Consider the following 26,466-nt stretch of genomic DNA (forward strand, 5'->3'; position numbering starts at 1 on the left):
GAGGTTGCGGCATTGGATCAGCACAAGCTGACCGTCGAGTTGATCACCCCGGAGCGGTCCCTGATTACCGAAACGGGCGTTGAGCAACTGGTGGCGCCGAGCGTCGACGGCCAGGTGACCATCCTGCCGCGCCACGCGCCGTTGCTGACGATCCTGGACCCGGGTGTCGTACTGGTGCGACGCGACGGTTCCGACGAGGTCCTGGCGGTCAGCGGCGGATTTTTGCAGGTGCAGGAAAATCGGGTGACGATATTGGCTGACGCGTCGGAACGTTCCGGCGAGGTCGACCGCGAGCGGGCCGAGCGCGCTCGCGCCGAGGCCGAGCGACAGATTTCGGAAGCCCAAGACTTCGATTCGATGCTCGAGGCTCGGATCCGACTGATGCGAGCGCTCTCGCGGCTGCGGGCTGCCGAACGGGGTTCGCGTTAAGCCGGACATAGGGAGCAATTCCCGGAAAGCAAGGCGGGCGGTAGTGGCGACGCGGTTGCAGGGGCTGCAGCGGCCGGTGGCGAGCCATTACAGGATCGGCGGCGGCGACAACCGCCTTCAGGGCGTCTATCGGGTTCCGGGCGCCAAGAACGCCATTCTGCCGATGATGGCGGCCACGCTGCTCACCGAGGAAACCTGCCACCTGACCAACGTCCCCGCGATCGGGGATGTCGAAGCGATGATGGAACTGCTCGGCATGCTGGGCGCGGATGTCGAGCGCGACCGGACCGGGCGCCGCCTGACGATCACCGCCGCAAATATCGATTCCTTCGAGCCCGATCCCGGCCTGGTGGCCGGGATGCGAGCCTCGTTCCTGGTGACCGGACCGCTCCTGGCCCGCTTTGGACGGGTCGTAGTGGCGCCCCCCGGCGGATGCGAAATCGGAGTCCGCCCGGTCAACGTCGACATCGACGGGTTCGTGCGCATGGGGGCCCGGGTCGACCGGTTCGAAGGTGGCTACGATGTCACTGCCGGGACCTTGCGCGGGGACCGGATCTATCTCGACTATCCGTCCCACACCGGCACCGAAAACCTGATCATGGGGGCAACCCTGGCCGACGGCGTGACGGTGATCGTAAACGCCTCACGCGAACCCGAAGTCCTGCACCTGTGCGGTTTCCTGCGCGCAATGGGGGCCGACATTCGTGGCGCCGGCACCAGCGTGATCTCGGTGCACGGGCGTCGAAGGCTGTTCGGCGCCGGCTATCGGACCATGCCGGACCGCATGGTGGCCGGGACGATCGCCATCGCCACCGCCGCGTGCGGCGGCGAGGTCCTGCTCGACGACGTCGTCCGCGACGACCTGGAGCCGGTCCTGCTCAAACTCGAAGAAATCGGGGTGGACGTCTTCTACGAGGGCGATTCGGTCGTAATCGCCTCCGACCGGCAGCTGCGCGCGGTCGAGGTCCAGAGCATGCCGCATCCCGGCTTTCCCACCGACAAGCAGGCCGAAATGGGGGCCCTGCTCACCCAGGCCAGCGGACGCAGCACCATCTCCGACCGGGTCTTTGAGAACCGGTTCGGATACCTGGACGGCCTGCAGCGTCTGGGAGCCAAGATCGACCGGCGCGAATCGCACGCCCTGATCGCGGGCCCGCAGCAGCTGCGCGGGGCGCAGGTAGAGCTCGAGCGCGACCTCAGGGCCGGAGCCGCCCTTACCATCGCCGCCTTGGTGGCCGAGGGACAGTCGGTGCTGTCCGGCGTCTCATTCATCGACCGCGGTTACGAGGACCTGGCAGGGGACCTGGCCGCGCTGGGGGCCGACATACGGGTGGCCCGCCAATGAATTACCGATCCCGGCCGGCGGGGCGATGATCGGTACCCGCAAACTCGGGATCGACCTAGGCACGGTCAACGTCGTCGTTTACGCGCAGGGGCGAGGCATCGTGCTGCGGGAGCCGTCGGTCGCGGCCGTGAGCAAACCGGGCCGCCAGATAGTGGCGGTCGGATCCAGCGCCTACGACATGGTCGGACGCACTCCGGATCGAATCGAGATTTCCAATCCGCTGCGCGACGGCGTGATCGCCGACTACCTCGTCACCGAGGCGCTGCTTTCGTACTTCGTGCGGCGGGCGTGCGGCCGGCTTCGGGTACTGCAGCCCGATGTGGTGATATCGGTGCCGGCCGAAGCTACAGGCGTGGAGCGGCGCGCGGCGCGCGAGGCCGCCCTGGCAGCCGGTTGCCGCTCCAGCGTCCTCATTCCCGAATCGCTGGCGGCGGCGCTAGGGGCGCGACTACCAGTCCAGGAACCGTTCGGCAGCATGATCGTCAACGTCGGTGGCGGGACCGCTGAAATAGCCATCCTTTCGCTCTCCGGCATCGTCGCATCGCGATCGCTGCGGGTCGCCAGCATCGCCTTCGACGAGGCGATCATCACCTATCTGCGCCGCCAGTTCAATTTCCTGATCGGCAATCGGACCGCCGAACACCTGAAGATGTCGATCGGATCGGCCACCGCCCCGGCTGGTGGCGAGGTGGTCGACATAAAGGGTCTGGATATGGAGACCGGTCTGCCCAGCAGCATGCAGATCCAATCGTTCCAGGTCCACGAAGCGCTGAGCGATCCGCTGGCCGAACTTGTCCGCGGCGTCAAGTCGGTGCTGGAGCAAGCGCCCCCCGAAATCGCTGCCGACATCGTTGACAACGGGATAGTGCTCTCCGGCGGCGGTTGCCTGTTAAGCGAACTTGATACCCTGATTTCGGTCGAAACCGGCATTCCCTGTTTCCGGGCCGAGCACCCGCTGCTGTGCGTCGCACTTGGCACTGGGATCGCATTGGAGCGATTCGAATTGATTCGTCGCATTTCCGAATTCGATTGACGGGGCAGGCCATGGACTTGAAGATCCTTCAGACGTACCCGATGCCGGAGGCCGATCTTGCCGTTCTGCGCGAGTTGGGCCAGATCAAGCTCGTACACAGCGACGACGTCGAGGTCCTCAAGCGCGAGGCCCGCGACGCCCATGTAATCGTCTGCGGGACCGAACCGATAACCGCCGAGGTGATTTCAGCCGCCAAGGACTTGCGGGCCATCGACCGCTTCGGGGCCGGCTATGACAACATCGACGTGGCTGCGGCGACGGCTCGGAATATTCCGATATTCTTTTCGCCCAAGGTGAACGCGCAGACGGTGGCCGAACACACCGTCGCCCTCATGCTGGCCACCAGCTGCAACGTCGCCCGCGGCGACCGCTCGGTGCGGGTCGAGGGATTTGCGATGCGACCACGCGTACTCGGCCGCGAGATCGGTTCGAAAACCCTGGGCGTGGTCGGCTTTGGCGAAATCGGCGCCCGCGTGGCGCGGATTTGCCAGCACGGCCTGGGCATGAAACTGCTGGTCAATACCGCCCACCCGGACCCGCAGCGCCTGGTCGACGCCGGCGTGGAGGGGCGATTCGTGGAGCTCGAGGAGTTGATGTCCGCCTCCGACGTGGTCACCGTGCACGTATTCCTGCAAGCCTCGACCGAGGGACTGATTTCGCGGTCGCTGATCGACCGGATGAAACCCACGGCGTTCCTGGTGAACACCTCCCGCGGGGGGCTGCTCGACGAGCAGGCGTTAATCGACGCCTTGACCGAAGGCCGAATTGCCGGAGCGGGACTCGACGTCTTCACGATCGAACCTCCGGAACCGGACAACCCCCTGTTGAAGATGGAACAGGTAGCCCTCACCCCCCACATCGCCTCCAATTCGCACGAAGCGTTCCACCGCATCGGGGCTCTGTGTCACTCGTCGACGGCCGAATTTCTGCGGGGCGGTAGGCCCGCGGCCGTAGTGAATCCGGAGGTCTACGACCGTCTTTAGGCCGGGGCGGTCGGCCGATCCGGCGCCTCGAGAGGGGAATTGAGGGTGCTTGACCGATTGGCCTCCGAAACGCTGGCGGCGCTCGGCCGACGCGGCGTCGGCGTATCGTTCGCGCTGGCCGGCGGCGGCTCGACCGCGCTATCCGCGCTCGCCGGATGCGAGGGGGCGTCGGCGGTGCTGATTGCCGGTCGGCTTGCCTATTCGAGAAAAGCCGCGGTCGAACTGCGCGGCTTCGACAGCGCCGCCGGCTTCTGCTCGGCGGAGACGGCGTTGGACCTGGCCTTGGCGGCACACGATTCGGCGGTCGCCCTTGACGACCGGCACCGCGAGCGGCGAATCGGGGTGGGGGTTGCCTCGGCCCTGGCGACCTTTCCGGCGCGGGCCGGGCGCGATCGGGCCCACCTGGCGGTGGTTGGCGACGGTTCGGCCCGCGGATGGCGCCTGGAACTGGACGCCTGGCCCGGCGATCGCGGCCGCCAGGAGCTCCTGACCGGTGCGGCCGCATTGCTGGCGGCCTGGCGCGGCGGCGGCTGCGGACCCCATGAGCCAATGGGGCCTGACGGGCTGGCCGAAGCCTTAAGTTGCGAGGAGCAGGACCCCGCCTACTGGATCGAACGGGTGGTTCGCGGCCGGATTGCCTGGGCGCGTCGCAGTCCGGACGGCAACTGGTCGGGCCGGGGCGCTTCGCCGACCGCGGTTTTGGCCGGGTCGTTCGATCCTCTGCACGACGGCCACCTGGGGCTGGCCGCCGCCGCGGGGGTCCATCTCGGGAAGCCGGTCGAACTGGAGCTTTCGCTTCAGAACGTCGACAAGGATCGGCTCGACCTTTCCGAGGCGGGCGACCGTCTTGCCGCCGTAGCCGGACGAGCGCCGCTGGTTATCGATTCGGCCGCCACGTTCGTGGATAAGTCGGCGATTTTTCCGGGGGCCGTGTTCGTTGTGGGGGCCGACACCGCGGTCCGGATCGTCGATCCAAAGTACTACCGCGGCGACGCCGGGGCGATGCAGACCGGTTTGGACCGGATCCGTGCGAACGGATGCAGTTTCCTGGTGTCAGGACGAGAGATCGCCGGTCGCTACGTCGGCTTCGACCAGCTGAACCTGGCGGTCGCCCCCGACCTGTTCGCGGAACTGCCGGAAGGCGCTTTCCGCCTCGACATCTCATCGACCCAGATCCGGGCCCGGCGCTCAGCCCGCCGTGGCGGCGGCGGCGGGGCCTGAGTCAGGCGACGACCAGGCGGACCAATACCACCGCCCCCAGCAGCATCCTGTATACGCAGAACCCGGCGACCCCGGATCGGGCGACCAGGCCCGGAAGGGCGCGCGCGACAAGATAGCCCGAGCCGGCGGCGCTGAGGATGCCGACCGCGTAGAGGGTCAGGTTCTCGCCGCCGAATTCCGGACTGCCGATCAGCCCCGGCAGGCGGTAGGCGGCGGCTCCGATCACCACCGGTGCCATAAGCAGGAAGGCAAAGTCGATCGCGCTGCGGCGGTCCATACCCAGAGAGCGGGCGACCGTAAAGATCGCGCCCGAGCGCGAGACCCCCGGCACCAGCGCCAGCACCTGGGCCGATCCGGCCAGCGCCAGATTGCGGAATCGGGAGCGATCGGGGTTACCGGGCAGGCGGTCGGCCAGATACATCAGCACGCCGCCGACCACCAGCACCGACGCCGCCAGGGCCGGCTCGCGGAACGCCGACTCGGCCAGGTCCTCGACCAGGATGCCGACGATCCCGGTAACCGTGCTGGCCAGCGCGATCGCCGCCAGCATTACCCGGGCGCCGGGGCCTTTGCCGCGATCGTTCGCGGGGCGGGCGGCGGCGCGGAGCAGCCTCCACCAGGCCGGCGCCATCGCCGCGGAGATTGCCAGCGCGGTTCCCAGGTGCAGCGCGACCGAAAAATCAAGCGACCGCAGGACCTTGTTTTCTGCGCCAAGCAGCTCCGGAATCAGCAACAGGTGCGCCGAGCTGGAGACCGGGACGAATTCGGTAATCCCCTGAACGATGCCGAGCCCGATGGCCCACAGCAATTCCGCCGTATCGACTCCCACCAGCTGCTACCCCATTTCGCGGCGCCGCGGCGCCGCGCGCGAGCCTACACGAACAGCGGCGTGAGCACCAGCGTAATTGTGCTCAGGATCTTGATCAGGACGTTCAGCGAAGGTCCCGCGGTGTCCTTGAAGGGGTCGCCCACGGTATCGCCAACGACCGCTGCGGCGTGCTCATCGGAGCCCTTCGGATAGGGGTTGCCGTCAGCGTCCTTGAGGCCGCCCGCCTCGATGAACTTCTTGGCGTTGTCCCAGGCCCCGCCGCCGTTGTTTAGGACCAATCCGAGCACGACGCCGGATATGGCCCCGATCATCAGGAAGCCGGCCGCCGCCTCGGCGCGCAGGATCAGGCCGACCGCCAGTGGCGCGATCACCGGCAACAGTCCGGGCAGGATCATGTTGCGCAGCGCCGACGCCGCCGCGATGTCGACCGCGCGGCCGTACTCGGGGCGTTCTTCGCCGGTCATGATCCCGGGGTGCTCACGGAATTGGCGCCGAACTTCCTCGATGATCGTGCTGGAAGATACGCCGACGGCGCGGATCGCCAGGGCGCAGAACAGGTAGACGACCATCGCGCCCAGGAACGCTCCGATGAACACCCGGACGTCGGCCAGGTTGATGGTGTTGGAAGCAATCTCGGCCTTCTGGATGAATGCCGATAGGAGGACGAACGCGGTCAGGGCCGCCGAACCTACCGCGTAGCCCTTGGTCAGCGCCTTGGTCGTGTTGCCGACCGAGTCCAGGCTGTCGGTGATCTCGCGGGTTTCCTTGCCTGCGTGCGAGAACTCGGCGATACCGCCGGCATTGTCGGAGATGGGCCCGAAGGTGTCCATGGCCAGGATGTAGGCCGCCGACATGAGCATTCCCATCGTCGCCACGGCGGTGCCGTAGACGCCGCTGATGAAGTCGGACTGGACGGTCAGCCCCAGTTCGGCCACCGCCTGGACGCCGAAGAAGTAGGAGCTCCCCAGGGCGCTGACCAGAACCAGCACCGGCAGCGCGGTGTTCTCGAACCCGATCGCGATACCGGCGATGATGATCGTGGCCGGACCGGTGCGGGCGGCGTCGGCGATATGGCGGACCGGGCGCCATTCACCGGCGGTGTAGTACTGGGTTATGTAGTAAAAGAGGATCGTCGTCACGATTCCGGTGACCCCGGCCGCGAACAGCCAGGCGCTGCCGATCATGCCGAAAGTAACCGCGGCCAGGCCGGCGATGGACAGCAGCGCGGTGGTCCAAAACCCGATGTCGAGGTTGCGCTGGGCGCTGGAAACGGTGCCGCCGCGGACGGCCAGCAGGCCGACCAACGAGGCCAGGATCCCGACCGCCCGAACGACCAGCGGAAACAGGATCCAGGTGATCGAGTTGTCGGGGTCGGCCAGGTAGAGCGAAATGCCCAGGATCATCGAGCCGATGTTTTCGGCCGCCGTCGATTCGAAAAGGTCGGCGCCCCTGCCGGCGCAGTCACCGACGTTGTCGCCGACGAGGTCGGCCACGACCGCCGCGTTGCGCGGATCGTCTTCGGGGATGCGGGCTTCGACCTTGCCCACCAGGTCGGCCGCGACGTCAGCGGCCTTGGTGTAGATCCCACCGCCGAGAAGGGCGAAAAGGGCGACGAAACTTGCGCCGAATCCGTAACCGACGATCAGGTACGGGGTCGTCTGGGGATCGTCCAGGCCCCCGTAGACCAGGTAAAGCACGTAGACGCCGAGCAGGCTCAGGCTGGTAACCGTGAACCCGGTTACCGCTCCGCCACGCAGGCCGATCCGCAGCGCCTCGCCGAGCGAACGGGTCGCGGCGGAAGCCGTTCGGACGTTGGACTTGACCGCCGTGATCAACCCGATGATGCCGGCGATTGCTGACATCGCGGCGCCGATCACGAACGCCACCCCGGTCCGCCAAGCGATGTCGAATCCTTCGATCTTGCCGCCGCCGGGAGTGTCCTCGCTGCCGAAGATTCCGACAATTCCGGACACCACTACCGCCACCAGGATTGCCAGCAGGGCGATCGTTCGATACTGGCGCCGGATAAACGCCATCGCGCCTTCGTAGATGTACCCGCCGACTTCGCGCATCCGCTCGTCGCCGGTATCGGACTTGAGGACGTCGATGGCCAGATAGGCGGAGAAAAACAGCGCCAGGACGGCGACGGCGGGTATGAACCAGAGGGCGAAATCTTCCAAGGCGAGTTATCCCTGACGGCGATTAGGGGGCAAAGAAACGCCCGGCCGGGGCCGGGCATGGGAAGAACCTTTTTTGGGGCAGACCCATTATCGGCAACTCGCGGCCGCGCCGGGCCGCGGACTCTGCGTCAGCAGGCGTGACAGATCGCCGAAAGTTCGCCGAGCAACCGTTCGATTTCGGAGACCTTGCCGACGGTAATGCGAAGCGCGTTCTCGGCGCCCCGAACGTGGCCGAGGTGGCGAACCAGGATTTTTCGGGCGGCCAGTTGCTCGAGCAGCCAGGGAGCGCTATGGGGGCCGCAGTCGACGAGCACGAAATTTGCCTGCGACGGGTGCGGTTCAAGCCCCGGTATCAAGGAAAGTCCGGCGATCAAACGGGACCGGCGGGATCGTACCGATTCCCACATCGCTTCGGCCCAGTCACGGTCGCGCAGCGCCGCCTGGGCCGCCGCCTGGGCCGCCGCCGAGATGTTGTAGGCATCTTTTATGGCCAGCAAGGTCTGGCACAGTTCGGCCGGGCCCAGCAGGTAGCCGACCCGCGCACCGGCCAGCCCGTAGGCCTTGGAAAACGTCCGCGCAATCGCCAGATTGGGGAATTCGCCCAAAAGGCCGAGCGCGTTCGATTCCGCGAATTCGGCGTAGGCCTCGTCCACGACAACCAGGTTGTGTCCGCTGGCGCAGATGCGCGCGATCTGCCGGGCCGGATAAGACGTTCCGGCAGGATTGTTGGGGCTGGTGATGAACGTGATCGCCGGGCGCGCGGCGCACATTGATTCAAGGTCCAGGGCGAAGTCGTCGAGGCACGCAATCGCCCGATAGCTGGCGCCCTGGGCGGCGGCCAGCACCGGGTACAGCGAATAGGCAGGATCGGGGGCCAGGACCTCGGCGCCGGGATCGCAAACTGCCCGGAGCAGCAGACTCAGAATCTCGTCGGACCCGTTGCCGACGACGACGCGGTCAGGTGTCAGCCCGTAATGGCTGGCCAAATCGCGGCGCAGGGGCATTGCGGTCGGATCCGGATAGCGGAACAATCCCTCGGGACCAAGCGCGTTCAAGGCCGCCAACGCGCCGGGCGGGCATTCGCTGGCCTCGTTGGTATTTAGCTTGATCCAATTCCCGTCCTCCGGCTGCTTGCCGGGGACGTAGGGGGCGAACGTTGCTAAATCGGTTCGAATCCGAACCATTAAGTGCAATTCCTCGCATCAGCGGCAGATGAATCTGGCCCGCAGATTCTCGTATGCGGAGTCGGCAAACTTGCCGCGGCCAATAACATTGAATGTCGGCATGGGGAGGCGCCGGCAGCCCTGCTATCGGTATTCCACAAGTTCGGTGCGATGTCCTTCCTGACCGCCAACAATCGCCCGCGCGGAGTCGCAAGAGTCCTTTTCTGCGCCGACGTGAGGCTGGGCGACGCACCGCTCTGGCTGCCCTCCAAACAGCGTCAATCCGCGTTGCTCGAGCGCCGTCTTGCGTTCGGGGCGGTAGTCAACGCAGCCACCCAGAGTCCGGCCGACGGCCTGGTGATCTGCGGCGGGTTATTCAGCCGCTACGATCCTCAACCGGCCGAAATCGCGGCCGCCGCGGCCGGCCTGGAGACTTTGCGCAACGCCGGGATTTCCTGCTACGCGATCCACGCTCCGGACGAGATCCCCCCGGAAGATTCGCTTTCGGGACTGGAGCTGCTTTCCCGATTGGGATTGATCGAATGCGTCGAATCCAAAGTGGGGACTCGGGTATTTGACCTGCGGGGCCTGCGCGTGGCAATGACCGCGCTCGTCGCAGATCCCTCCCTGCGCGGGAATCCGCTGCGAAAGCTCAATTTCGCAATGGCCGGCGATGTCCACGTATTGCTCGCGCGCGCCTCGGTCGAGCGGCTGGCTCCGGCGGGGGTGAACGGACCCATCATCGATTCGGATTCGATCAATGCCCTGACCGGGGTGAGCCTGCTGGTGGCCGGCGGAAGTCCGAGGCCGCAGCGCCTGAAGGCCAAGAAAACGACGGTGATCTCGCCCGGGGCCCCCCTGCGTCCGGCTCCGGATGGCGGATTTGCCAACGTCACCTTTGGAAAAAACGGGGTCCTCGAGGTCCAATTCGAATCCGGCGTCGGCTTGCCGGCCGGCGAGGTTCTGGTGCCCGCGAGCCTCCTGGAGACGCAAGACGCCAATACCCAGATCCGGCGCATGCTGGACGAGGCTTCGGTCGGCTCCACCGAAGTGACGATGCGGGTATACGGTCGCACCGCAGCGCCGGTCCTGCGCGAAGCGGGCCTGTCCGAATTGTGCGAATACGGACGCTCGCTTACCGCCCGCTTCAGTCTGGATGTCTCGGGCCTGCTGACGGTGGAGGAACCTGAAGACTGCGGACGCGGGCCGCTGGCGGTCGTCGAACAGATCGAAGAGCTCTTGGAAGCAGATGATTCGACGTGGCGCAGCTCCGAGGAGCGGATTGCCGCACGCAGTGAAGTCGGGGCCTTGTTGCGCACCGCCCGGGGAATCGGCGGCATGGCGTGATCACAATCGCGCGATTGCGGATTCGCAATTTGCGGGCCGTGACCGACTTCGATCTTCGTATTCCGATGCGGGGCCGCTTCCTGGTAGACGCTGCCGCCGGCATGGGCAAGACCAGCATTGTCCTGGGACTGCGACTGGCGCTCACCGGAACGGTACCCGGATTGGCGATCGGCGACATCGTCCGTTCGGGGACCGATTCGGCCCGGGTCGAACTGGAACTTAGCGACGGACGCGACCGCCTGCGGCTGCGACGCACGTTTTCGCGGACCGAGCAGAGCGCGTCCGTCCTTTTCTCACGCGGACTGGGCGAGATTCGGGCCGACGACCCCGACCAGGTCGCGGCGTTGCTCGGCGAGTTCTTCGCGTACCCACCGGACCAAATTGGCGATTTCTTCCTCTGGAGCTGGCCCCACAACATCCAGCAAACGACGCTCGCGGCCGATCGCGGTTATCTCCACCGGGCCGCCGCCAAGCTGACCGGAGACTCCGACCTGGAGCGGGCCATTGCCTCGGCCCGCGGCGCGGTAAAGCGCGGCCACGACTCCAAGCGCCACCGCGAACTAGTGGCCCGCCGACTCAGATTGCTGCGCGATTGGGCCGGCCAGGCGTTGGCGGTCATCGCGCCGGCGCTTGCATCGGCGCGCGAGGAAGCCGGATCGGTACGGGCTGAGCTGGCCCGCCTGCAACGGCAACTGACCGAAGTCGAAACTCTCGGCAAATTGGGGGGACGCTCCGGCCAGATCTACGCCGCCGCCGGTCAGATCATTGAGCAGTCACATACCCTGGACCGCGCCTGCGCCCGCCTGCGATTGCTGCACGACATGGCGACCGAGCCCGACGGCGGCGAATCGGAACTAATCAAATTGCGCGCGCGAGCCAATCGATTGCGCAGCGCCCGCGAGTCGCTGACCGAGGCGATTTCGCTGGAATCCCGGGGCGCCGGTGAGGCAGTCGATCCCGGTTCGACCACCGGTGCGATGCTCTCCAGATTGGTCGATTTGCGCGACGGAAAAGCGGTTTCCGAACCGGCGCGGCGGGCCTATGCCCGCTGGTGCCGGTTGAGCGAGCAAATCAGCATCGCGGCGCCGGCTGGAATCGCGTCGCGGTTTGCGCTGGGCGGCGCCGGCGGCGAGGATCCGGTTCGCCTCAAGGCTGAACTGCGGATTCTCGAGCGCGAGATGGCGCGTCAAGGGATTGACGTCCCGGCCACGCTCGACCAGGCCAGGCAACTGGCCGCCGGCGAGGCTGGGGAGGCGATAGCCGACCTCGAGGAAATGCTGCGCGCGCCAACTGCGGTTGAAGACCCCGGCACCGGCGGCGACCATGACGATTTCGCCGAGCGAGCCGCGGCGCTGCGCGATCGGGCGACCACCATGCTCTTCGGGCTGGACCTGCCGCTGGACCTGCCGCAAATCGAACGCAGCCTGACCGCCGCCGAGACCGAAGTCGCCCGCCTGGAACACATGGCAAATGACCCTCCAGCGCTGATAGCCCACACCCAGGAACTCGAATCCGAGATAGCCCGGATCCGGGCGCTGCTCGAAAAAGGGCGCGAACAGCTGTTGCAGCTTGCGCCGGAAGAAGGGTTCGAGGACTTTGAGCTGGACTTGGACCGAGTGGCGGCGCTACGCAAATCAGTCCTGGAAGACAGCGGCGGCCGCGACGCGGTCGAGGTCCCCTCCAACCCGGCGCTGGAGCGGCGTCTCTCGCACGCTCGGCAGCGGGCCGCCCGCCTTGACGAGAAGGTGATCGCGTTGGAGACCGACGCCAAGGAGGCCGCCGGCGTCCTGGACTTGGAACTGGAACCGGCGCTGATCGAGGCACGGGACCGCAAGGCGGATGAATCTCGCAAGCGCCAGTTGGAAGCCGAGTTGGAAGGTGTGGAAGGCGAACTGGAGCGGCTCGACGATTCGTTGCAGATCATCACCGACGGCGACACCGGACCGCTGGTTGAGGCAGACATCGGACAAGCCGAACTAAATCTGACCCGGCTTCAACAGCGACAGCGGATTCGGGCCAAGCTGGCCGCGACTCTGCGCGGAATGGATTCGACGCTGGCCAATCGTGCTGCCAATCGGACCCTGCAGAACGCGCGCAACCTGCTGCCGGAACTGAGCGGCGGCCAGTTCTTTGACCTCCGCGTCGCCGCCGACGGCTCAATCGAACTTTGGGAAGAATCGACCCGCAGCTGGATCGGCGCGGCCCAATGCGGCAGCGCGGTTTACGAGCAGACGTCGCTGCTCCTATGGTTGGCGCGCGCATTGACCCACGGAGCGCCGGGGATGGTCGGCATACCCGGATTCTGCGTGTTGGATGACCCCGGCGCCCTCACAACCGAACGACTGCGACAGCTCCTGGCGGACTCGTTGGTGCGCAATCCGATGCTGGATTCGATCCCGCAGATCTTGGTTCTCAGTGAGCGGTCCGCCTTCGCCGAGGCCGGATTCAGCCGGCTGCATTCGCTTGGTCCGAATTAACCCGGCAACGCCCCGTCACCTGCGGGGAGCCGTCGTCCGCGTTCGGAGTTGAACAGTGCAGGCGACTGAACTGCAGGCGCTGGCGCGTCAACCGCGGCGGTTTGCCGGAACGCGACTGCCAGGGCCGCCGATCCGCCGGTTCGCGCGGGCGATTCCCTGTGCGGTCGCAATCGGTGCGGCTGCATTCGTCGCGGTCGCAATCGTTCTGCTCCTGATCGCCGATCCCGAGCTGCCGGTGACCCAGCTCGCGTTTTACGCGGCATCTTTGGTCGCCGGATTTTTGGCGGGACTCGCCGCCGCCTGCCGATGGGCAAATCGACGCGGCGCAGTTGGCCCTCCCTGGCGAGAAGGGATATTTGCCGGAATGGCCGTGGCCGGGGCGACCGGGCTGGCGTTCGCCGGGCTGCGATTGGGCCTGGGCGTCTTTTGGCCGCTGCCGCCGTCCCTGTTGCTGGCGGGACTGGCGGTTGCCGGTTGGCGCAATCGACGCACCTAAATCGGCACGGCCGAGCGGCCGCGTTTGCGAACATCAATAAGCTTTATTCGCACTGTTAAAAGCATGCCCATGCAGAACGCGCAATTGATCAACGGACATCGCCTTGCCACCGCCATGGGCAGGCTGGGAACCGAGTCCGCATTCGAGGTGCTCGCGCGGGCCAAGGCCTTGGAAGCCACCGGCCGGGAAGTAATCCACCTGCAGATCGGCGAGCCCGATTTCGATACCCCCGACAACATCGTTGAGGCCGGGATCAAGGCGCTGCGTGACGGGTACACCCATTACGGACCGGCGCACGGATTGCCGGAGCTGCGCGAGGCCATCGCCGCCAATTCGCTGGAACGTCGCGGAATCGAGCATGCCCCCGATCAAGTTCTGGTCACCCCCGGGGCCAAACCGGTGATGTTCTACGTGATCCTGGCTCTTTGCCAGCCGGGCGACGAGGTCATTTACCCGAACCCCGGATTTCCGATATACGAATCGATGATCAAGTTCGTGGGCGCGCGCCCGGTTCCCATGCCGCTGCTGGCCAAGAACAACTTCCGGGTCGACGTAGATCGATTCACGGCCGACCTTACGGATCGAACCCGGCTGGTGATCCTGAATTCGCCCGGCAACCCGACCGGGGGCGCTTTCACCGGTGAGGACATGGCCGCGATGGCCGATCTGCTGGCCGACCGCGACGTGATCATCCTGGCAGATGAGATCTACAAGGACATCATCTACGACCAGCGATTCCATTCGATAACCCAATTCGGCGACCTGGCCCGCAAGACCGTCATATTGGATGGTTTTTCAAAGTCCTACGCCATGACCGGTTGGCGATTGGGGTACGCGCTCGGTCCCCGGGACCTGATTGATGCGATGGCCCAGTTGCAGGTGAACGCGGTGAGCTGCACCGCCGGGTTCGTCCAGATGGCCGGCGTCGAAGCGCTCAACGGGCCGCAGGACTCGGTGCATGCGATGGTTGAAGAATTCCGCGCTCGGCGCGACATCGTGGTAGAGCTGCTCAACGGAATCGAAGGGGTTCACTGCCCACGTCCGGAGGGCGCTTTCTACGCTTTTCCGGAATTCGGTCCGGATGCCGGCGAACTGGCGGACCGGCTGCTCAACGAGGCCGGCGTGGCGGTTCTGGGCGGGTCGGCATTCGGCGAATTCGGCTCCACCGGAATGCGCGTCTCCTTTGCAAATTCCCGCGAAAACCTGCGCGCCGCCCTGGCGAAAGTCAAAGAATTGGTCGAATCCGGCTGAAATGAATCCCGGCGTGTTCGGAAGGAATTCGAACCGCCGGTCGAGCGGCGGGAACGCTGACCAGACGGCTTGCCTCCCGAACGCAATGATCAAGCCGCGCGGGTAGTCCCCTCTCCAACTAAAATCCCGCTGGCCGGGGCCACTAGCTCAGTCGGTTAGAGCGCGCCTCTGATAAGGGCGAGGTCATTGGTTCGATTCCAATGTGGCCCACCAACGCGTACGGCAGACAGCAACGTCTTCGAACTGTGGCTGGGCGGCAAGTGTGCCGCGGACATAGTCCACCGCGAGAACCCACACGCATTCCCTGGGGACCCCATCTCAACGGGCTGCCGCGACCCTGCGGTTGCCTGCAATCTGGAGTCACCGGGTAACGCCCGCCGACCAGCCTGGCCCGATCAAATCCAGTCAAGGCAGCGCCGGATTCAAATCGAATGCTGGAATGCCGATGGCGCCGGCAGCGTCGAGCAATCGCAGATCGTAGCTTGCCAGCGAAATCCGCTGGCCGCGCCCAGAGAGGTAATCGCACGTCGCAAGGTGAAATGCGTCCACCGTCCTCACTGCCGTTGCCCCGGGGTATGGCTCCAGCGCGCGGGCCAGTACCCGGTCGTTCAGGCTGACGAACGCGATTCTCTCGATCAGAGCCGCGCCGATTCCCCGCAACGCTCGACAAATCCGCGCCGGTTCAGCGTGATCCAGACCTCGTGCTCCAACAGCCGGCTGGAGAACAGACGATTGCGCCAGAGAGAGAGTCGCTGGGGCGCAGATCTTCAGCGAGGAGGTAGGCCAGTGCGACGGACGAATCCAAATAGATCAACGGTTGCCGCGCGTCTCATCCAATTCGGCCATGACCTCGTCAAATTTCATAACAGCCGCAGGCCTTGGCGGTGCCGTAGTTGCGGGCAGCAGCGGAGGAGTGATATCGCCGGCCCGCACAGCTTCGGCCAGGAGCGCGTCCGCCAGCATTGGGCTGCGCGTTTTCAGCGGCGGACCAAGTTCGGCAACTATGCGATCCCGGTCAGTGACCAGCACCGTTTCGCCGCTGGCGGCGAGCCGAACATATTCGCTTAGGCGACTGTTGAGTGTTTTTATCCCTACCGACCTCATGTCCGCATGGTAGCGACCGGTAGCTAATTGCGCCTTTTTCGATCCAGATTGTTGAACGCGGCGGGCTTTTCGAATCGCTCGCCGGGCATTTGCGAAACTGCGAGCTTCCGGCCGATCGATAACCAAAAAGCCCGGCAAAGCGAAGCCGATGAACTGATTGCCGCGAACGGCCGTTCCGGGCTATTGGGCCCAGGCAGATCACCTGACTTGGCGTTATCCGAGAGCACACAAAACGGGCCCAGGGTAATTGAATGGAGCGCGAACTCGACAGATCGCACTCGAGGAACGGGTTCCAATATTCCCGTTCCCCTTCACGAGAACAGTTTTTTGATGCGCCCGCTGGAACCGGTGAAGGGGAACGGTTTAGGGGCGGTTGGCCGAAGCAAGCAGTACGCTGCCCGACGAGTCAGGCCCCCATTTCTTCAGAGCGAGCAACCCCACACGGCATGGACCCGCCTCTCAGCAGCTGGAATCTTCATCTTCCGTTGTTCGAACTCAGGGCAGCTGCTAGGCCTTAGCCAACGCTCATTGCCACAGGTCGGGATCGGGTCGGTTCATCAGTCCGATGCCCAAATAGCCGAACCAGATTACCAACAGCACGTAGCAGCCCCGGGCCATGGTGATGAAGGTGTCGCGGCTGTCGTTGTCGAGGATTGCCAGCGCGTAGAAAACCAAGATTGCCAGGCTGACCAGGGCGGCCAGAAGGGCGACGATCCGGTTGAAGTCGTCGCGCGTGGAAAGACCCAGCGCAAACAAAATTCCGCCGAATCCGAGCGTGATCCCTCCGGCATAGATGAGGCCGACGCCGGCGTTGTAGACGGGAACGCTTGCCGTGACCTGTTCACTGGTTTGAGCATCGGCCAAGACGAAGTCCATGCCGCCGGAAAACATCCAGCCTATGAGCCCGGCAAACATCATGAAGAAACCCATCTGGACCAGCGCTTTGCCGTTTCCCTGCAGGGTTACGTTTCGCATCAGCGCATAAAGGCCCGAGATGATCAATGCCAGCCCGAGAAGGATCGCGATGTTGGTCACATTGGTCAGTTCGGGATTGTCACCCTTCGCGGTTATCGAGCCGATCGCGTCCGTAACCTTGGCGTTGTCGATGAATAGCCCGCCCGGCTCAATGAGAAAGAAGATGAATGCGACGACCGGGCCGAATATGAGGGAAAGACCGGCTAGCCGGTTGACGGAAATTGTGCCCACGTTTGCACCTCCTTCATGCAATGCCGCCAGGAGGGCCTGTTGGGCCGCACCCTCCTTGCTACATCCTGACGACAGACATGGAGTATTGCAATAGGTAGGTGACCAGCCCCGCTAGTTGCGGGGCCTTCGGCGTACACGATCTCGTCCGGTTCCACCTTCGAAGATTTGCCGCCGCCGCCGCGGCGATCGCCCGGGCGCGACTCCGGCGTCCAACGCAGGCCGCTTCGTTCAACTTTTGCGGGCGCCTGCCGCTCCGGCCGGTTAGCTTAAGGCGAGTCCATTCGCCCGTCAATTGCTTCTCCTCGCCCATGCCCGATCGCGTTTCTGAGCCCCTCGCGCCCGCACGCAGGGGCGGAATCTTCTGGGGCTGGTGGATTGTGATCGGGGCGATCGTGGGCCAGTTTGCGGCCATGGGTAGCGGCGGGGCAATCGCCGGAGTCTTCCTGCGCCCGATGACCTCCGACCTTGGCTGGGCCGCGGCCGAATACACGCTGGGCGGTTCGACCGCATTCCTGGTTGGCGGAATTGCCGGTTTCATTGTCGGTCCCCTAGTCGACCGCTTCGGCGCCCGCCCGCTCATGCTCATCGGCGCCTGCATCTACGCGATGTCGTTCTTTCTCATGTCCCAGATAAGCGCGCTCTGGCAATTCGTGGCCCTGTCGATGCTGGCCGGTGGAGCCGGATTCGCGATGATCGGGACCCTGGTCGTCAATTCGACGCTCGCCAAGTGGTTCGTGGTGCGGCGCGGCTGGGCGATCGCGCTGGGCTCGTCGGGAATTTCGCTCGCCGGGCTGATCATGCCCGTTTCGATGACCGGCATCGTCGACTGGGTCGGCTGGCGCGACGCCTACGTGGTACTGGCGGCGGTGATGTTTGCGATCATCGTGCCGGCCGCCCTGGTGATGCGACGCCGCCCCGAGGATTACGGGCTATTGCCGGACGGCGCCGATCCGCGGGCCTGGGCGCGGGCGGGTGCCGAACTTGCAGCGGCGCAGGCTCGCGACGCCGAGAACTCGCTCTCCCGCGGCCAGGCCCTGCGCACCAGCGCAATCTGGTTGCTGATCGTCGGTTACGGGTGCAACACGCTGGCCCTGACCGCGGTGCTGGTGCATGCTATCCCTTTCCTTACCGATCACGGATTCGCGCGCACCGAAGCGGCATTGGCGATCGCCGTCAACGGGGGAGCCAATCTGAGCTCGAAGTTCGTGTGGGGCTTCCTGCTGCAGCGGATCCACGTGCGCAAACTCTCGGCGACGGCGCTCTGCACCTCGGCGACGGGCGTCGCCCTGATGCTCCTTTCGGCCCAGGCCGGCTCGCTGGGACTCATGTTCGTAGCGTTCAGTTTCTGGGGATTCGGATTCGGCGGCTCCGTGCCGCTCAGCGAATTCATATGGGCCAAGTACTTCGGGCGCGTGCACATTGGGGCGGTGCGCGGCGTGGGGGCACCATTTACGGTCGCGCTGGGTGCGGTCGGGCCGGTGCTGGCTGGGCTGTACTTTGATGCGATCGGATCGTACACCGGCGCATTTGTGGCGTTCGCGGGCGTGTATCTGGTAGGTGCGACCGCGATATTCGTCTCCCGCGAACCGCAACCGCGGCCGGGTCCGGCCGCGGAGTCTGGGGATTAGCCAGTCCGGCGCGGCCGGCGATTGGGGTAAATCGGCCGGTTTCGGCCATTCCAACACCGTGACCCGCGGTCCGGCGCGCGCCCTTCGGTCGTCGGCAACCAGGCGCACGCGGGGACGAATATTGCGGCGAGGAGAAGCGCATCGAAAGGTCCCGCGCAGTTCACAATCAGTTGAGGGCGAATTGGCCGGCCGGCGTACCAATCTCTTGATCGGCTAACCGTTTGCAAGGCCTCTCCAGGAGTGCCTGGAAGAATCGGGGGTTGCGGACCAGATGGACTTGGGTCTATTCCTGATGCCGCTGCATCCACCCGAGAAACCAACCGCCCAGGGCTTCGACGAAGACCTTGAACTGATCTGCCGTGCCGACGAGCTCGGATTCCGCGAGGCTTGGGTTGGCGAACACATGACCTCGCGCTGGGAAACGATAGCCGCACCGGACCTTTTTCTGGCCAAGGCGTTCGCGCTCACCCGCAACATCCGCCTGGGGACCGGCGTCTACCTGCCGGCCTTGCACCATCCGGCCGAACTCGCGACCCGGGCCGCGATGCTGGACCAGCTCTCGCGGGGAAGGTTCAACCTGGGTATGGGTACCGGATCGATTCCCGCCGATCGCCCGTTCATGGGGGTGGACGGCAGCCCGGATTCAATGCAGGAACGGTTCGTCGAAGGGTTCGAGGTCATCTTGGAACTTTTCTCGGCAAATCCCCCCTGGCGGCACGAGGGAAAGCACTGGACCGTTGAGCTGACCGGGGCCCAGGTCGACCTGGACATGGGATTTCCGATTCGCCCCTACACGCGCCCTCATCCCCCGATCGGAATTCCCGGTTATTCGCCCAATTCCGGATCGATGCGCATGGCCGGGCGGCGCGGTTACTGGGCGCTGTCTACAAATCTGGCCGCCAACTGGATCCTTGGCACCCACTGGGACGCCTACCGCGCAGGATTGGCCGAAGGCGGTCACCCAATAGACCCTGGCGGGTGGCGGGTGGCGCGCGAGGTGTACGTGGCCGACACTGATGAAGAGGCCTTCGCCTACGCGATTGACGGACCGATGGGAAAAAATTTCCGGCGCTTCATGATGCCGCTGCTGGTGCGTAACACCCCCGACGGGCTGGGCACGTTCAAGGACGATCCGGATATGCCCGACAGCGCCGTGACCGTTGAATTCCTGGCCCGCAACGTGTGGCTGGTAGGCAGCCCGGAAACCGTCACCGCCAAGATAAACCGGCTCCGGGACACCTACGGCCGGTTCGGTGTATTGCTGGCGATGGGGCACGACTGGGAGGATCCCGACCGGGCCATCCACAGCCTGGAGTTACTGGCCAACGAGGTCCGGCCTAACGTTGGTTGACCGGGGTTTGGCAGCTCGCCAAGGACCGTGGTGAAGGCCGTGGACGAACCGTCTTCTGCGCTTCCCCGCGAACTGGAATCCGCCGCCGGCGCGCTGGCCTGGGCGGATGGACTGCTGGGGCCCGACGGTAGCTTCAATGGTGCGGAAAATGCGGTCGGCGCCTACTATCTGGCGCCGTTGGCGTTCGCCAATGGCGGGCGAATCGACCGCGCGAACCTGATTTGCGAATATGTACGCGGACGATTCTTCCGCGACGGCGACATCAATGAGCTCGCGGACGAGCCGGCATCACAGGTCGCCAATTTCCGCAACGCCTTTTTCGGGGTCTCGGCGCATCGGGTTGGGGTCTGGGACATGGCTTTTGCCATCGCCGACGGCCTCGAACGGTGCCAGCACCCGCAGCTGGGAGGGTTCTCCAACCACAACGTCGACGACGCGAGCCGCGTCCTCGACATCGGGTCGAGTGCGGCCGCCCTGATATGCCTGCTGACGACTGGCCGCATCGACTCGGCCCGCCGTGCCGGGGACTTTATTTGTGGCCAGATGATCGAGTCACAACCCCAGCCCGAGCGCCGGGTGCTTTTGCGACGGACTTGGGATGGCGATTGGATCACTGAATTCGCCGAATCCGACGCGGCGCGGTACCGGATCGAACTGGGCGTCTCGGGTCAGGTTTACTGGTTCCTTGGGATAACCATGTCCGCGTTGGGGCAGCTGTACATCGCCACCGGCGAAGACCGGTATCTGCGCTCGGCGCGTCGAGTCTTCGGCTGGGCCGTGGACTGCCATCCGGGAGCCTTTGCCGACCTGACCGCGGCCAAGGTCGGATGGGGCGCGTCCGTATTGTTCGCGGCCACCGGTGAAGAGCAATTCGCGGTGCGGGCCCGCTACGTCAGCCACGTGCTGTGCGTGACCAGGCTCGCCGAAGGCGTTTGGCTGCGCCGGCCGGCGGTTACCAGGCTGGCCGACCAGGACGTGGCAACCTCGCTCGATACGACCCTGGAGCGGATTTGCTGGCTGATCGAGATGGCCCGCAATCTTCAGGCACGAAAGGCAGTGCCGGCCGCGTGAAAAGCACCGTCCGGATGGGCGTGATCGGCCTCGGCGCGGCCGGCATTCGCCACGCCCGCGCGTGCCTGTTGGCGCCGGTCTGGTTCCCTGATTCGAATATCGCGGTCCGGCGCCAGGTCTGTGCCGACGTTGACGCCGCGGCCGCCGCGCGGGCGGCCGATCAATTGGGTTTCGGTCGCTGGACGGCGGACTGGCGAGACGTGATATCCGACCCGGAGGTAGACGCGATTGCGGTCGCGACGCCGAATGACTCGCACCTGGAAATCATCGAAGCCGCCGCGGCGGCCGGCAAGCACGTTCTGTGCGAGAAGCCGGTTGGGCTGAATCCGGCCCAGACCGCCGCCGCCGCCGCCGCGATCGAAGCTGCCGGCATCGTCTTCATGGTCGGCTACAACTACCGCTGCATTCCGGCGCTGGTCCGAACCCGGAACCTGATCGAGTCCGACGGGATCGGTCGGCCGACCCATTACCGGGGCCGGTACTTCACATCAAGCGGGACCGATTCGTCGACGCCGCTGAGCTGGCGTTACCTGCGCTCGGTTTCCGGCAACGGCACGCTGGCCGATCTGATGTCCCACGTGATCGACACCGCCCAGTTTCTGTTCGGTCCGATCACCGAGGTCGTGGGCGACAAGCAGACTTTCGTCGAGCAACGCCCGACGCCGGGGCCGGAGGGAGTTTCGGCAGGGCTTGCGCCGGTTGAAAACGAGGACTACGTCTCGGCCCTGGCCCGCTTCGCCAACGGCGCCCAGGGAACCCTCGAGGGCTGCCGGGTGATCTGCGGGCCCACCAATGAAATGGCGTTCGAGCTAAACGGCAGCGCCGGTTCGGTCAAGTGGTCGCTGGAGCGCATGCACGAGCTTGAAATCTATACCGACTCGAGCATCGCCCAGGGCTACACCCAGGCGTTTTCGCAGTCCGGCGATGGCGCCCACGGCAACTTCAATCCAGGCGCCGGGAACGGTCCAAGCCTGATGGATCTGAAGGCGATCGAAATGAACAACTTCCTGGGTGCGGTCCTCGGCCGGATACCTGCGTCGCCCGGGATTTCAGCTGCGTTGGCGGTGGCCCGGGTGCAGGCGGCGATTGCCCGATCGTGGGCCAGCGGGACTTGGGAACGCGTTGGTACGTTCGACTGCCCTTAGGCCGTGCCGTCAAGCCGCAGATCAATGAGAATCTGAACGTGTCGCGCCGGTCGCACCAGTCGCCCCGGACGCTGCGCCGGGGATGTAGCTCAGCTGGAAGAGCGCTGCCTTTGCAAGGCAGAGGTCAGGGGTTCGAGCCCCCTCATCTCCACCCGAACCGGAAAGCCGATTCGCGCGCGGCGGGAGATTCGGCGGCAATGGAATCCGGTCCCCGCCCAAATTACGCCGCCCGCTTCTGGTCTTGGTGAGCGTTTCGCGGGCGCCCGGTACCGGACGGGGGGTCAACTAGATGGAGCTCGTCCGCCTGGCCAGCGCCGTTTGCATATCGCTTTTCGCGGTTCTGGCGGCCGGTCTGGCCGGAATCGCCGCGACCGGCGGGCCGAACATGCCGGCCGACCAGTTCCTATTCATGATGCTGATCAATCCATTCGCCGGCCTGCTGATGGCCGCGACCGCCTGGGCGGCGGTCACCCGGCGGATCCACCACGGCATGATCGGTCTCGGGATGGCCCTTTCGGCGCTCTCGGTGGCGATGGCGATCAGGTTCGCCATCCTGATCGCGGAAGGCCAGATGCCGGGTCTGGCCGACGCTCCCCTGATCTTGGCTACCGCGCCAATCCTGGGATTGGTCTGGGGATCGCTGGAAATGCTGGTGCGCTGGCGCACGCCCTGAACCGGGGCGGTTTGGATCAGCCGTCCCGTCGGAGCCAATCGATGTCGGTCAGAAAATCGAGCAGTTCGCCGCTGACCTCCTCGGCCGCCTCCTGCTGAACCCAGTGACCCGCTCCGGGGATCAGGGTTACCCCACGCAGATCCGTGCAAACCCGCGACTTCAGGCGCTCCAGGGCGCCGGGGCGCTGGTACACGCCCCAGTCGGCGGCTCCGGCGACGAAAAGACAGGGGACCTGCAGTCGCACCCCGGCAAATAGCTGCAGTTCCCTGGCCGCCGCCGGACTTGCTCCGCAACGATATCCGTTCAGCCCGCCCTGGAACCCGGAACGCGCGTATTCGGCGGCGTAAACCGCCAGGTCCTCATCCGGCAGCCAGCGGCAGGCAGCTATCTGGGCCGGATTCGGCATTTCCGCGGACACAGTTTCGGCCATGGTTCGGCCCTTGTCCATTACGTAGTAGCGAGGCATCTTGGCCACTTCGTCGGCCGTCCAGCCGGCCAGCCGGAAGGGATTGTTTTGCGGATGATCGCCGCTCTTGAAGTGGTAGTAGCCGCGCAGAAACGCGTGCAATCCCTGGGGGCAGCCGAGCATTTCGGCATTGGCGCGCCGCCGCCGGTAGTAATACTGGTAGTGCAGCCGGGGCGGATCGAGCCGGGCCAGGTCCGGAGTTATAGCGCCAACCGGGTTGGACGGTTCATCGACCCGGTCGGGCGAACCCGGAAACGGCCCGCTCATGTGCACGAGACCCGGAAAACGATCGGGACGGGCCAGCGCCGCCCATCCGGCCACAGTGGTTCCGAAATCGTGCCCGACCAATACCGCCCGCCGACGACCCAGGCGGTCCAAAAGGGCCATGATGTCGCGGACCAGGTTCAGCGTGAAATAGGGCCGAAGGTCTTCGCTGTATTCGGCGTGAGCCGGCCCGGTGCGCCCGTAGCCGCGCAGGTCCGGGGCTACGGCGTAGTACCCGGCCGCGGCCAGCGCCGGCAGGATCCGCCTCCATGAAAATGCGATCTCGGGAAATCCGTGCAGCAGCAGGACACAGGCCCGCCCCGGTTCATTGGCGCCAGACTCGAGCACGTGCATGCGCAACCCGTTGACGCCGCCAATGATGCGCGTCCGGATCCCCTCGCCCAGTCGACCGCTCTGCAGCGGCCCCGGCGCCTGTGGCTGCGCGTAGGGATACTCGTTTCGCAATGACTGTTCTCCTTGTGGGCGCCCTCAATATTGGGGTACCGCCGATTCGTTCGCCGGCTGCGAGCGGGCTTTACCTGCGCGCGGGCCGTAGATGATCGGTTACCCGACGGTGCTGACCGCGGTCCGACGCATCTGGATGCCGGCCTCGATCGCGGCGGCGGCGGCGCTGACCCGGCTTGCGGCACTGGGCGATCGTGCGTTTCATCACGACGAGTCGATCCACGCGGTCACTGCCCTGGAGCGGCTCGAGAGTTTCGTTTATCTCTACGATCCGCTCTACCACGGACCGTTTCTTTACTACGCCAACGCGCTGGTCTTTCTGGTTGCGGGGGCGTCGGACTTCACGGCGCGCCTGCTGCCGGCCCTGGCCGGAATCGCATTGCTGCTGGCCGTGCCCTGGTTATTGCGCGATTACCTAGGGCGCTGGGGAACGCTGCTGGCGGTCGCGATCCTGACACTGTCGCCGGCATTCCTCTACTATTCGCGTTTCCTTCGCAACGACATCTACATCGCCCTTCTGACCCTGGTCGCGATGGGTTCGCTGCTGCGCTATATCGAGCAGCCTCAGCGTCGCTGGGTGCTGCTGGCGGCCGGCGCCCTGGGGCTGGGGGTGGCCACCAAGGAAAACACCTACATCACCGGATTCATCTTCGTCACCTTCCTGGCGATTCTGGGCGGAGCGCTGATCGTGGCCGGCCACCGCAAGCGCTCGGGCCGCACGCCCGCCTGGGCCGCCCCGCTTGCTGCCGCCGCGACCCGGTTTATCTCGGATCGCGTCGGTTTGGTCTGGGGACTGGTCCTCCTGGTCGGGATTCCGGCGCTGCTGTTCAGCTCGTTCCTGCTCAACACCGAGGGATTGTTGGATTCGATCCGCCGCTCGGTCGCCGTTTGGGCGCAAGTGCACGAGTCCGAGCGCGTAAACCAGCCATGGTTCTTCTACACCGGGCTGGTGCTGCTGCTGGAGGCGCCGGCGGCGGTGCTGGGGGTGGTCGGCTTCGTACGAGCCCTGCGATCCCCGGACTTGTTTGGCACGCTGCTGGTCTGGTGGGTTACGCTCTCGTTCCTGATCTATTCCGCGGCGGGCGAGAAGGCCGCCTGGCTGGTCTTGCATCCGCTGTTGCCGCTGTGCCTTTTGGCAGCGCGCTGTGGCGGAGACTGGATTGCCGGCAGCGTCGGAAAACGGCGCCTACTGGCGGCGGCGGTGATCGTTTTGCTGCTCGCCGTCAGCGCTCGCAACGCGCTCGCGACCACGTTTTCGTACGGCGATGTGCCCCGTACCCCGCTCGTCTACACCCAAACCTCGCGCGACGTGCTGGCGATACTCGACATAATTGAAGACGCCGGCCAGATTTCCGGGTCGGGGCGCGAGCTGCCGATCCTGGTCGATGCGACCGCCCATTGGCCGCTGGCCTGGTACCTGCGCGAACACGAAGGGGCGGTCTTCGGCAACGGTCCGGACCACGTCGAACCGGGACGCTACGCGGTAATGATTCTGGACCCGGCGACTGTGGCGGTCACCGGCTTCTGGCCCGAGCAATACGCGGCCCGGTACCTGCATCTTCGCGAGTGGTTCCCCGAGCGGGTCTACCAGAATTGGCGCTTCGCAGACCTGGGACGCATCGTCACCGACCCTTCGGGCTGGCGGCGGTTCTGGCGGCAGTGGGCATTCCACGAACCGCCGGTGCCGATTGGATCGACCGACGTCTACGTGTTCATCGCGCGGACCGTTGCCGGACCCTCACCGGCTGCGGCGCCGGTCGCGACCCATGGCTAGCCGGCTTTGCAGCGCGTTGGGTCGCAGGCAAAAAGAAACCCCCGGCAACGACCTATCTTCCCGGACAGTTTCCCGTCAAGTATTGTCGGCGCGGGAGGGCTTAACTTCCGTGTTCGGAATGGGAACGGGTGGGTCCCCTCCGCTTGGTCACCGAGGGATTTCTTGCAAAGTTTTTAAAGTCAATGTTGCGTGCAACAACTCCAGATTTGCCGTCCCGAGGTCCAGATAAGTTCTCAAGACCTCGTCCGTTAGTACCGCTCGGCTAAAGCTGTCACCAGCCTTACACCTACGGCCTATCAACCACATAGTCTTTGTGGGGACTTACTTGCTCAACGCAATGAGAGATCTAATCTTGGGCAGGGCTTCGCACTTAGATGCTTTCAGCGCTTATCCCTTCCGAACATAGCTACTCAGCAATGCTCCTGGCGGAACAACTGATGCACTAGAGGTTCGTCCAGCCGGTTCCTCTCGTACTATCGGCCAGGTGCCCTCAAATCTCTTGCGCCCGCAACGGATAGAGACCGAACTGTCTCACGACGTTCTGAACCCAGCTCGCGTGCCGCTT

The 26,466-nt window shown here is 65.2% G+C and carries 22 protein-coding genes, 2 tRNA genes and 2 rRNA genes; 17 read left to right on the forward strand and 9 right to left on the reverse strand.

What is annotated here, in order from left to right; genetic code table 11:
- Nucleotides 1–12: 12 nt before the first annotated feature.
- The 5 genes from F4X41_08845 (at nt 13) to F4X41_08865 (ending at nt 5,011) form a co-directional block, all read left to right on the forward strand.
- Nucleotides 13–429: a F0F1 ATP synthase subunit epsilon gene (locus F4X41_08845; protein ID MYB17117.1), complete on the forward strand. Its 417-nt coding sequence runs from the start codon at nt 13–15 to the stop codon at nt 427–429.
- Between the two features lie 64 nt (nt 430–493).
- Complete coding sequence (gene murA, locus F4X41_08850) at nt 494–1,774, forward strand: UDP-N-acetylglucosamine 1-carboxyvinyltransferase (protein ID MYB17118.1); 1,281 nt, start codon at nt 494–496, stop codon at nt 1,772–1,774.
- 25 nt (nt 1,775–1,799) lie between these two features.
- On the forward strand, nt 1,800–2,807 hold the full coding sequence (locus tag F4X41_08855) for a rod shape-determining protein (GenBank protein ID MYB17119.1): 1,008 nt from the start codon (nt 1,800–1,802) through the stop codon (nt 2,805–2,807).
- The gene (locus tag F4X41_08860) at nt 2,804–3,790 is read left to right on the forward strand and encodes a 3-phosphoglycerate dehydrogenase (GenBank protein MYB17120.1); all 987 of its coding nucleotides are present in this window, start codon (nt 2,804–2,806) and stop codon (nt 3,788–3,790) included. The genes F4X41_08855 and F4X41_08860 overlap by 4 nt, the downstream gene beginning before the upstream one ends.
- 45 nt (nt 3,791–3,835) lie before the next feature.
- Entirely contained in the window at nt 3,836–5,011 is a 1,176-nt protein-coding gene (locus F4X41_08865) for a hypothetical protein (GenBank protein ID MYB17121.1), read from the forward strand.
- A 1-nt stretch (nt 5,012) separates the two neighbouring features.
- Here the strand turns inward: F4X41_08865 and F4X41_08870 are convergent, their stop codons facing one another.
- The 3 genes from F4X41_08870 to hisC all read right to left on the reverse strand — a co-directional run bounded on the left by F4X41_08870 (nt 5,013) and on the right by hisC (nt 9,204).
- A complete protein-coding gene (locus tag F4X41_08870; protein ID MYB17122.1) occupies nt 5,013–5,843 on the reverse strand; it encodes an undecaprenyl-diphosphate phosphatase in 831 nt (276 codons plus the stop codon).
- A gap of 41 nt (nt 5,844–5,884) precedes the next feature.
- Nucleotides 5,885–8,020 (reverse strand): sodium-translocating pyrophosphatase, encoded by a 2,136-nt coding sequence (locus tag F4X41_08875; GenBank protein MYB17123.1) that lies wholly within the window; start codon nt 8,018–8,020, stop codon nt 5,885–5,887.
- A gap of 128 nt (nt 8,021–8,148) precedes the next feature.
- Complete coding sequence (gene hisC / locus F4X41_08880; GenBank protein ID MYB17124.1) at nt 8,149–9,204, reverse strand: histidinol-phosphate transaminase; 1,056 nt, start codon at nt 9,202–9,204, stop codon at nt 8,149–8,151.
- Between the two features lie 150 nt (nt 9,205–9,354).
- Between hisC and F4X41_08885 the strand changes: the two genes are divergently transcribed.
- The 5 genes from F4X41_08885 (at nt 9,355) to F4X41_08905 (ending at nt 14,967) form a co-directional block, all read left to right on the forward strand.
- Complete coding sequence (locus F4X41_08885) at nt 9,355–10,530, forward strand: hypothetical protein (protein MYB17125.1); 1,176 nt, start codon at nt 9,355–9,357, stop codon at nt 10,528–10,530.
- A complete protein-coding gene (locus tag F4X41_08890) occupies nt 10,527–13,007 on the forward strand; it encodes a hypothetical protein (GenBank protein ID MYB17126.1) in 2,481 nt (826 codons plus the stop codon). Before F4X41_08885 ends, F4X41_08890 begins: the two co-directional genes overlap by 4 nt.
- Nucleotides 13,008–13,062: 55 nt before the next feature.
- A complete protein-coding gene (locus tag F4X41_08895; protein MYB17127.1) occupies nt 13,063–13,503 on the forward strand; it encodes a hypothetical protein in 441 nt (146 codons plus the stop codon).
- Nucleotides 13,504–13,617: 114 nt separating this feature from the next.
- Entirely contained in the window at nt 13,618–14,754 is a 1,137-nt protein-coding gene (locus tag F4X41_08900) for a pyridoxal phosphate-dependent aminotransferase (GenBank protein ID MYB17128.1), read from the forward strand.
- 136 nt (nt 14,755–14,890) lie between these two features.
- Nucleotides 14,891–14,967, forward strand: a tRNA-Ile gene (locus tag F4X41_08905).
- Nucleotides 14,968–15,159: 192 nt separating this feature from the next.
- Here F4X41_08905 and F4X41_08910 read toward each other — a convergent pair.
- From F4X41_08910 to F4X41_08920, 3 genes are all read right to left on the reverse strand, one after another.
- On the reverse strand, nt 15,160–15,414 hold the full coding sequence (locus tag F4X41_08910; GenBank protein MYB17129.1) for a type II toxin-antitoxin system VapC family toxin: 255 nt from the start codon (nt 15,412–15,414) through the stop codon (nt 15,160–15,162).
- 150 nt (nt 15,415–15,564) lie between these two features.
- Entirely contained in the window at nt 15,565–15,858 is a 294-nt protein-coding gene (locus tag F4X41_08915; protein MYB17130.1) for a prevent-host-death protein, read from the reverse strand.
- A gap of 525 nt (nt 15,859–16,383) precedes the next feature.
- A complete protein-coding gene (locus F4X41_08920; GenBank protein MYB17131.1) occupies nt 16,384–17,064 on the reverse strand; it encodes a hypothetical protein in 681 nt (226 codons plus the stop codon).
- 308 nt (nt 17,065–17,372) lie between these two features.
- Between F4X41_08920 and F4X41_08925 the strand changes: the two genes are divergently transcribed.
- The 6 genes from F4X41_08925 to F4X41_08950 all read left to right on the forward strand — a co-directional run bounded on the left by F4X41_08925 (nt 17,373) and on the right by F4X41_08950 (nt 22,932).
- Nucleotides 17,373–18,692: an MFS transporter gene (locus F4X41_08925; GenBank protein ID MYB17132.1), complete on the forward strand. Its 1,320-nt coding sequence runs from the start codon at nt 17,373–17,375 to the stop codon at nt 18,690–18,692.
- A 271-nt stretch (nt 18,693–18,963) separates the two neighbouring features.
- Nucleotides 18,964–20,043 carry an LLM class flavin-dependent oxidoreductase gene (locus tag F4X41_08930; GenBank protein ID MYB17133.1) on the forward strand — a complete coding sequence of 360 codons (1,080 nt, stop codon included), beginning with the start codon at nt 18,964–18,966 and terminating at the stop codon, nt 20,041–20,043.
- Between the two features lie 30 nt (nt 20,044–20,073).
- Entirely contained in the window at nt 20,074–21,114 is a 1,041-nt protein-coding gene (locus F4X41_08935) for a hypothetical protein (protein MYB17134.1), read from the forward strand.
- Nucleotides 21,111–22,259 (forward strand): Gfo/Idh/MocA family oxidoreductase, encoded by a 1,149-nt coding sequence (locus F4X41_08940; protein MYB17135.1) that lies wholly within the window; start codon nt 21,111–21,113, stop codon nt 22,257–22,259. Before F4X41_08935 ends, F4X41_08940 begins: the two co-directional genes overlap by 4 nt.
- Before the next feature lie 78 nt (nt 22,260–22,337).
- A tRNA-Ala gene (locus tag F4X41_08945) sits at nt 22,338–22,410 on the forward strand.
- Nucleotides 22,411–22,548: 138 nt separating this feature from the next.
- Nucleotides 22,549–22,932, forward strand: a complete 384-nt coding sequence (locus F4X41_08950; protein MYB17136.1) for a hypothetical protein — start codon at nt 22,549–22,551, stop codon at nt 22,930–22,932.
- 16 nt (nt 22,933–22,948) lie between these two features.
- Here F4X41_08950 and F4X41_08955 read toward each other — a convergent pair whose 3' ends face one another.
- On the reverse strand, nt 22,949–24,016 hold the full coding sequence (locus F4X41_08955; protein ID MYB17137.1) for an alpha/beta hydrolase: 1,068 nt from the start codon (nt 24,014–24,016) through the stop codon (nt 22,949–22,951).
- Nucleotides 24,017–24,218: 202 nt separating this feature from the next.
- On the opposite strand from F4X41_08955, the gene F4X41_08960 reads away from it, so the two are divergent.
- Nucleotides 24,219–25,901, forward strand: coding sequence for a TIGR03663 family protein (locus F4X41_08960; protein ID MYB17138.1), 1,683 nt, complete (start codon nt 24,219–24,221; stop codon nt 25,899–25,901).
- Nucleotides 25,902–25,940: 39 nt separating this feature from the next.
- On the opposite strand, the gene rrf is transcribed toward F4X41_08960, so the two are convergent.
- Together rrf and F4X41_08970 are read right to left on the reverse strand one after the other, a co-directional pair.
- Nucleotides 25,941–26,056 (reverse strand): 5S ribosomal RNA (gene rrf, locus F4X41_08965).
- 74 nt (nt 26,057–26,130) lie between these two features.
- Nucleotides 26,131–26,466, reverse strand: a 23S ribosomal RNA gene (locus F4X41_08970); the annotation flags it as partial.

The organism is Chloroflexota bacterium (genome assembly GCA_009840625.1).
In the GTDB taxonomy this organism is placed as follows: Bacteria; Chloroflexota; UBA11872; order UBA11872; family VXNJ01; genus VXNJ01.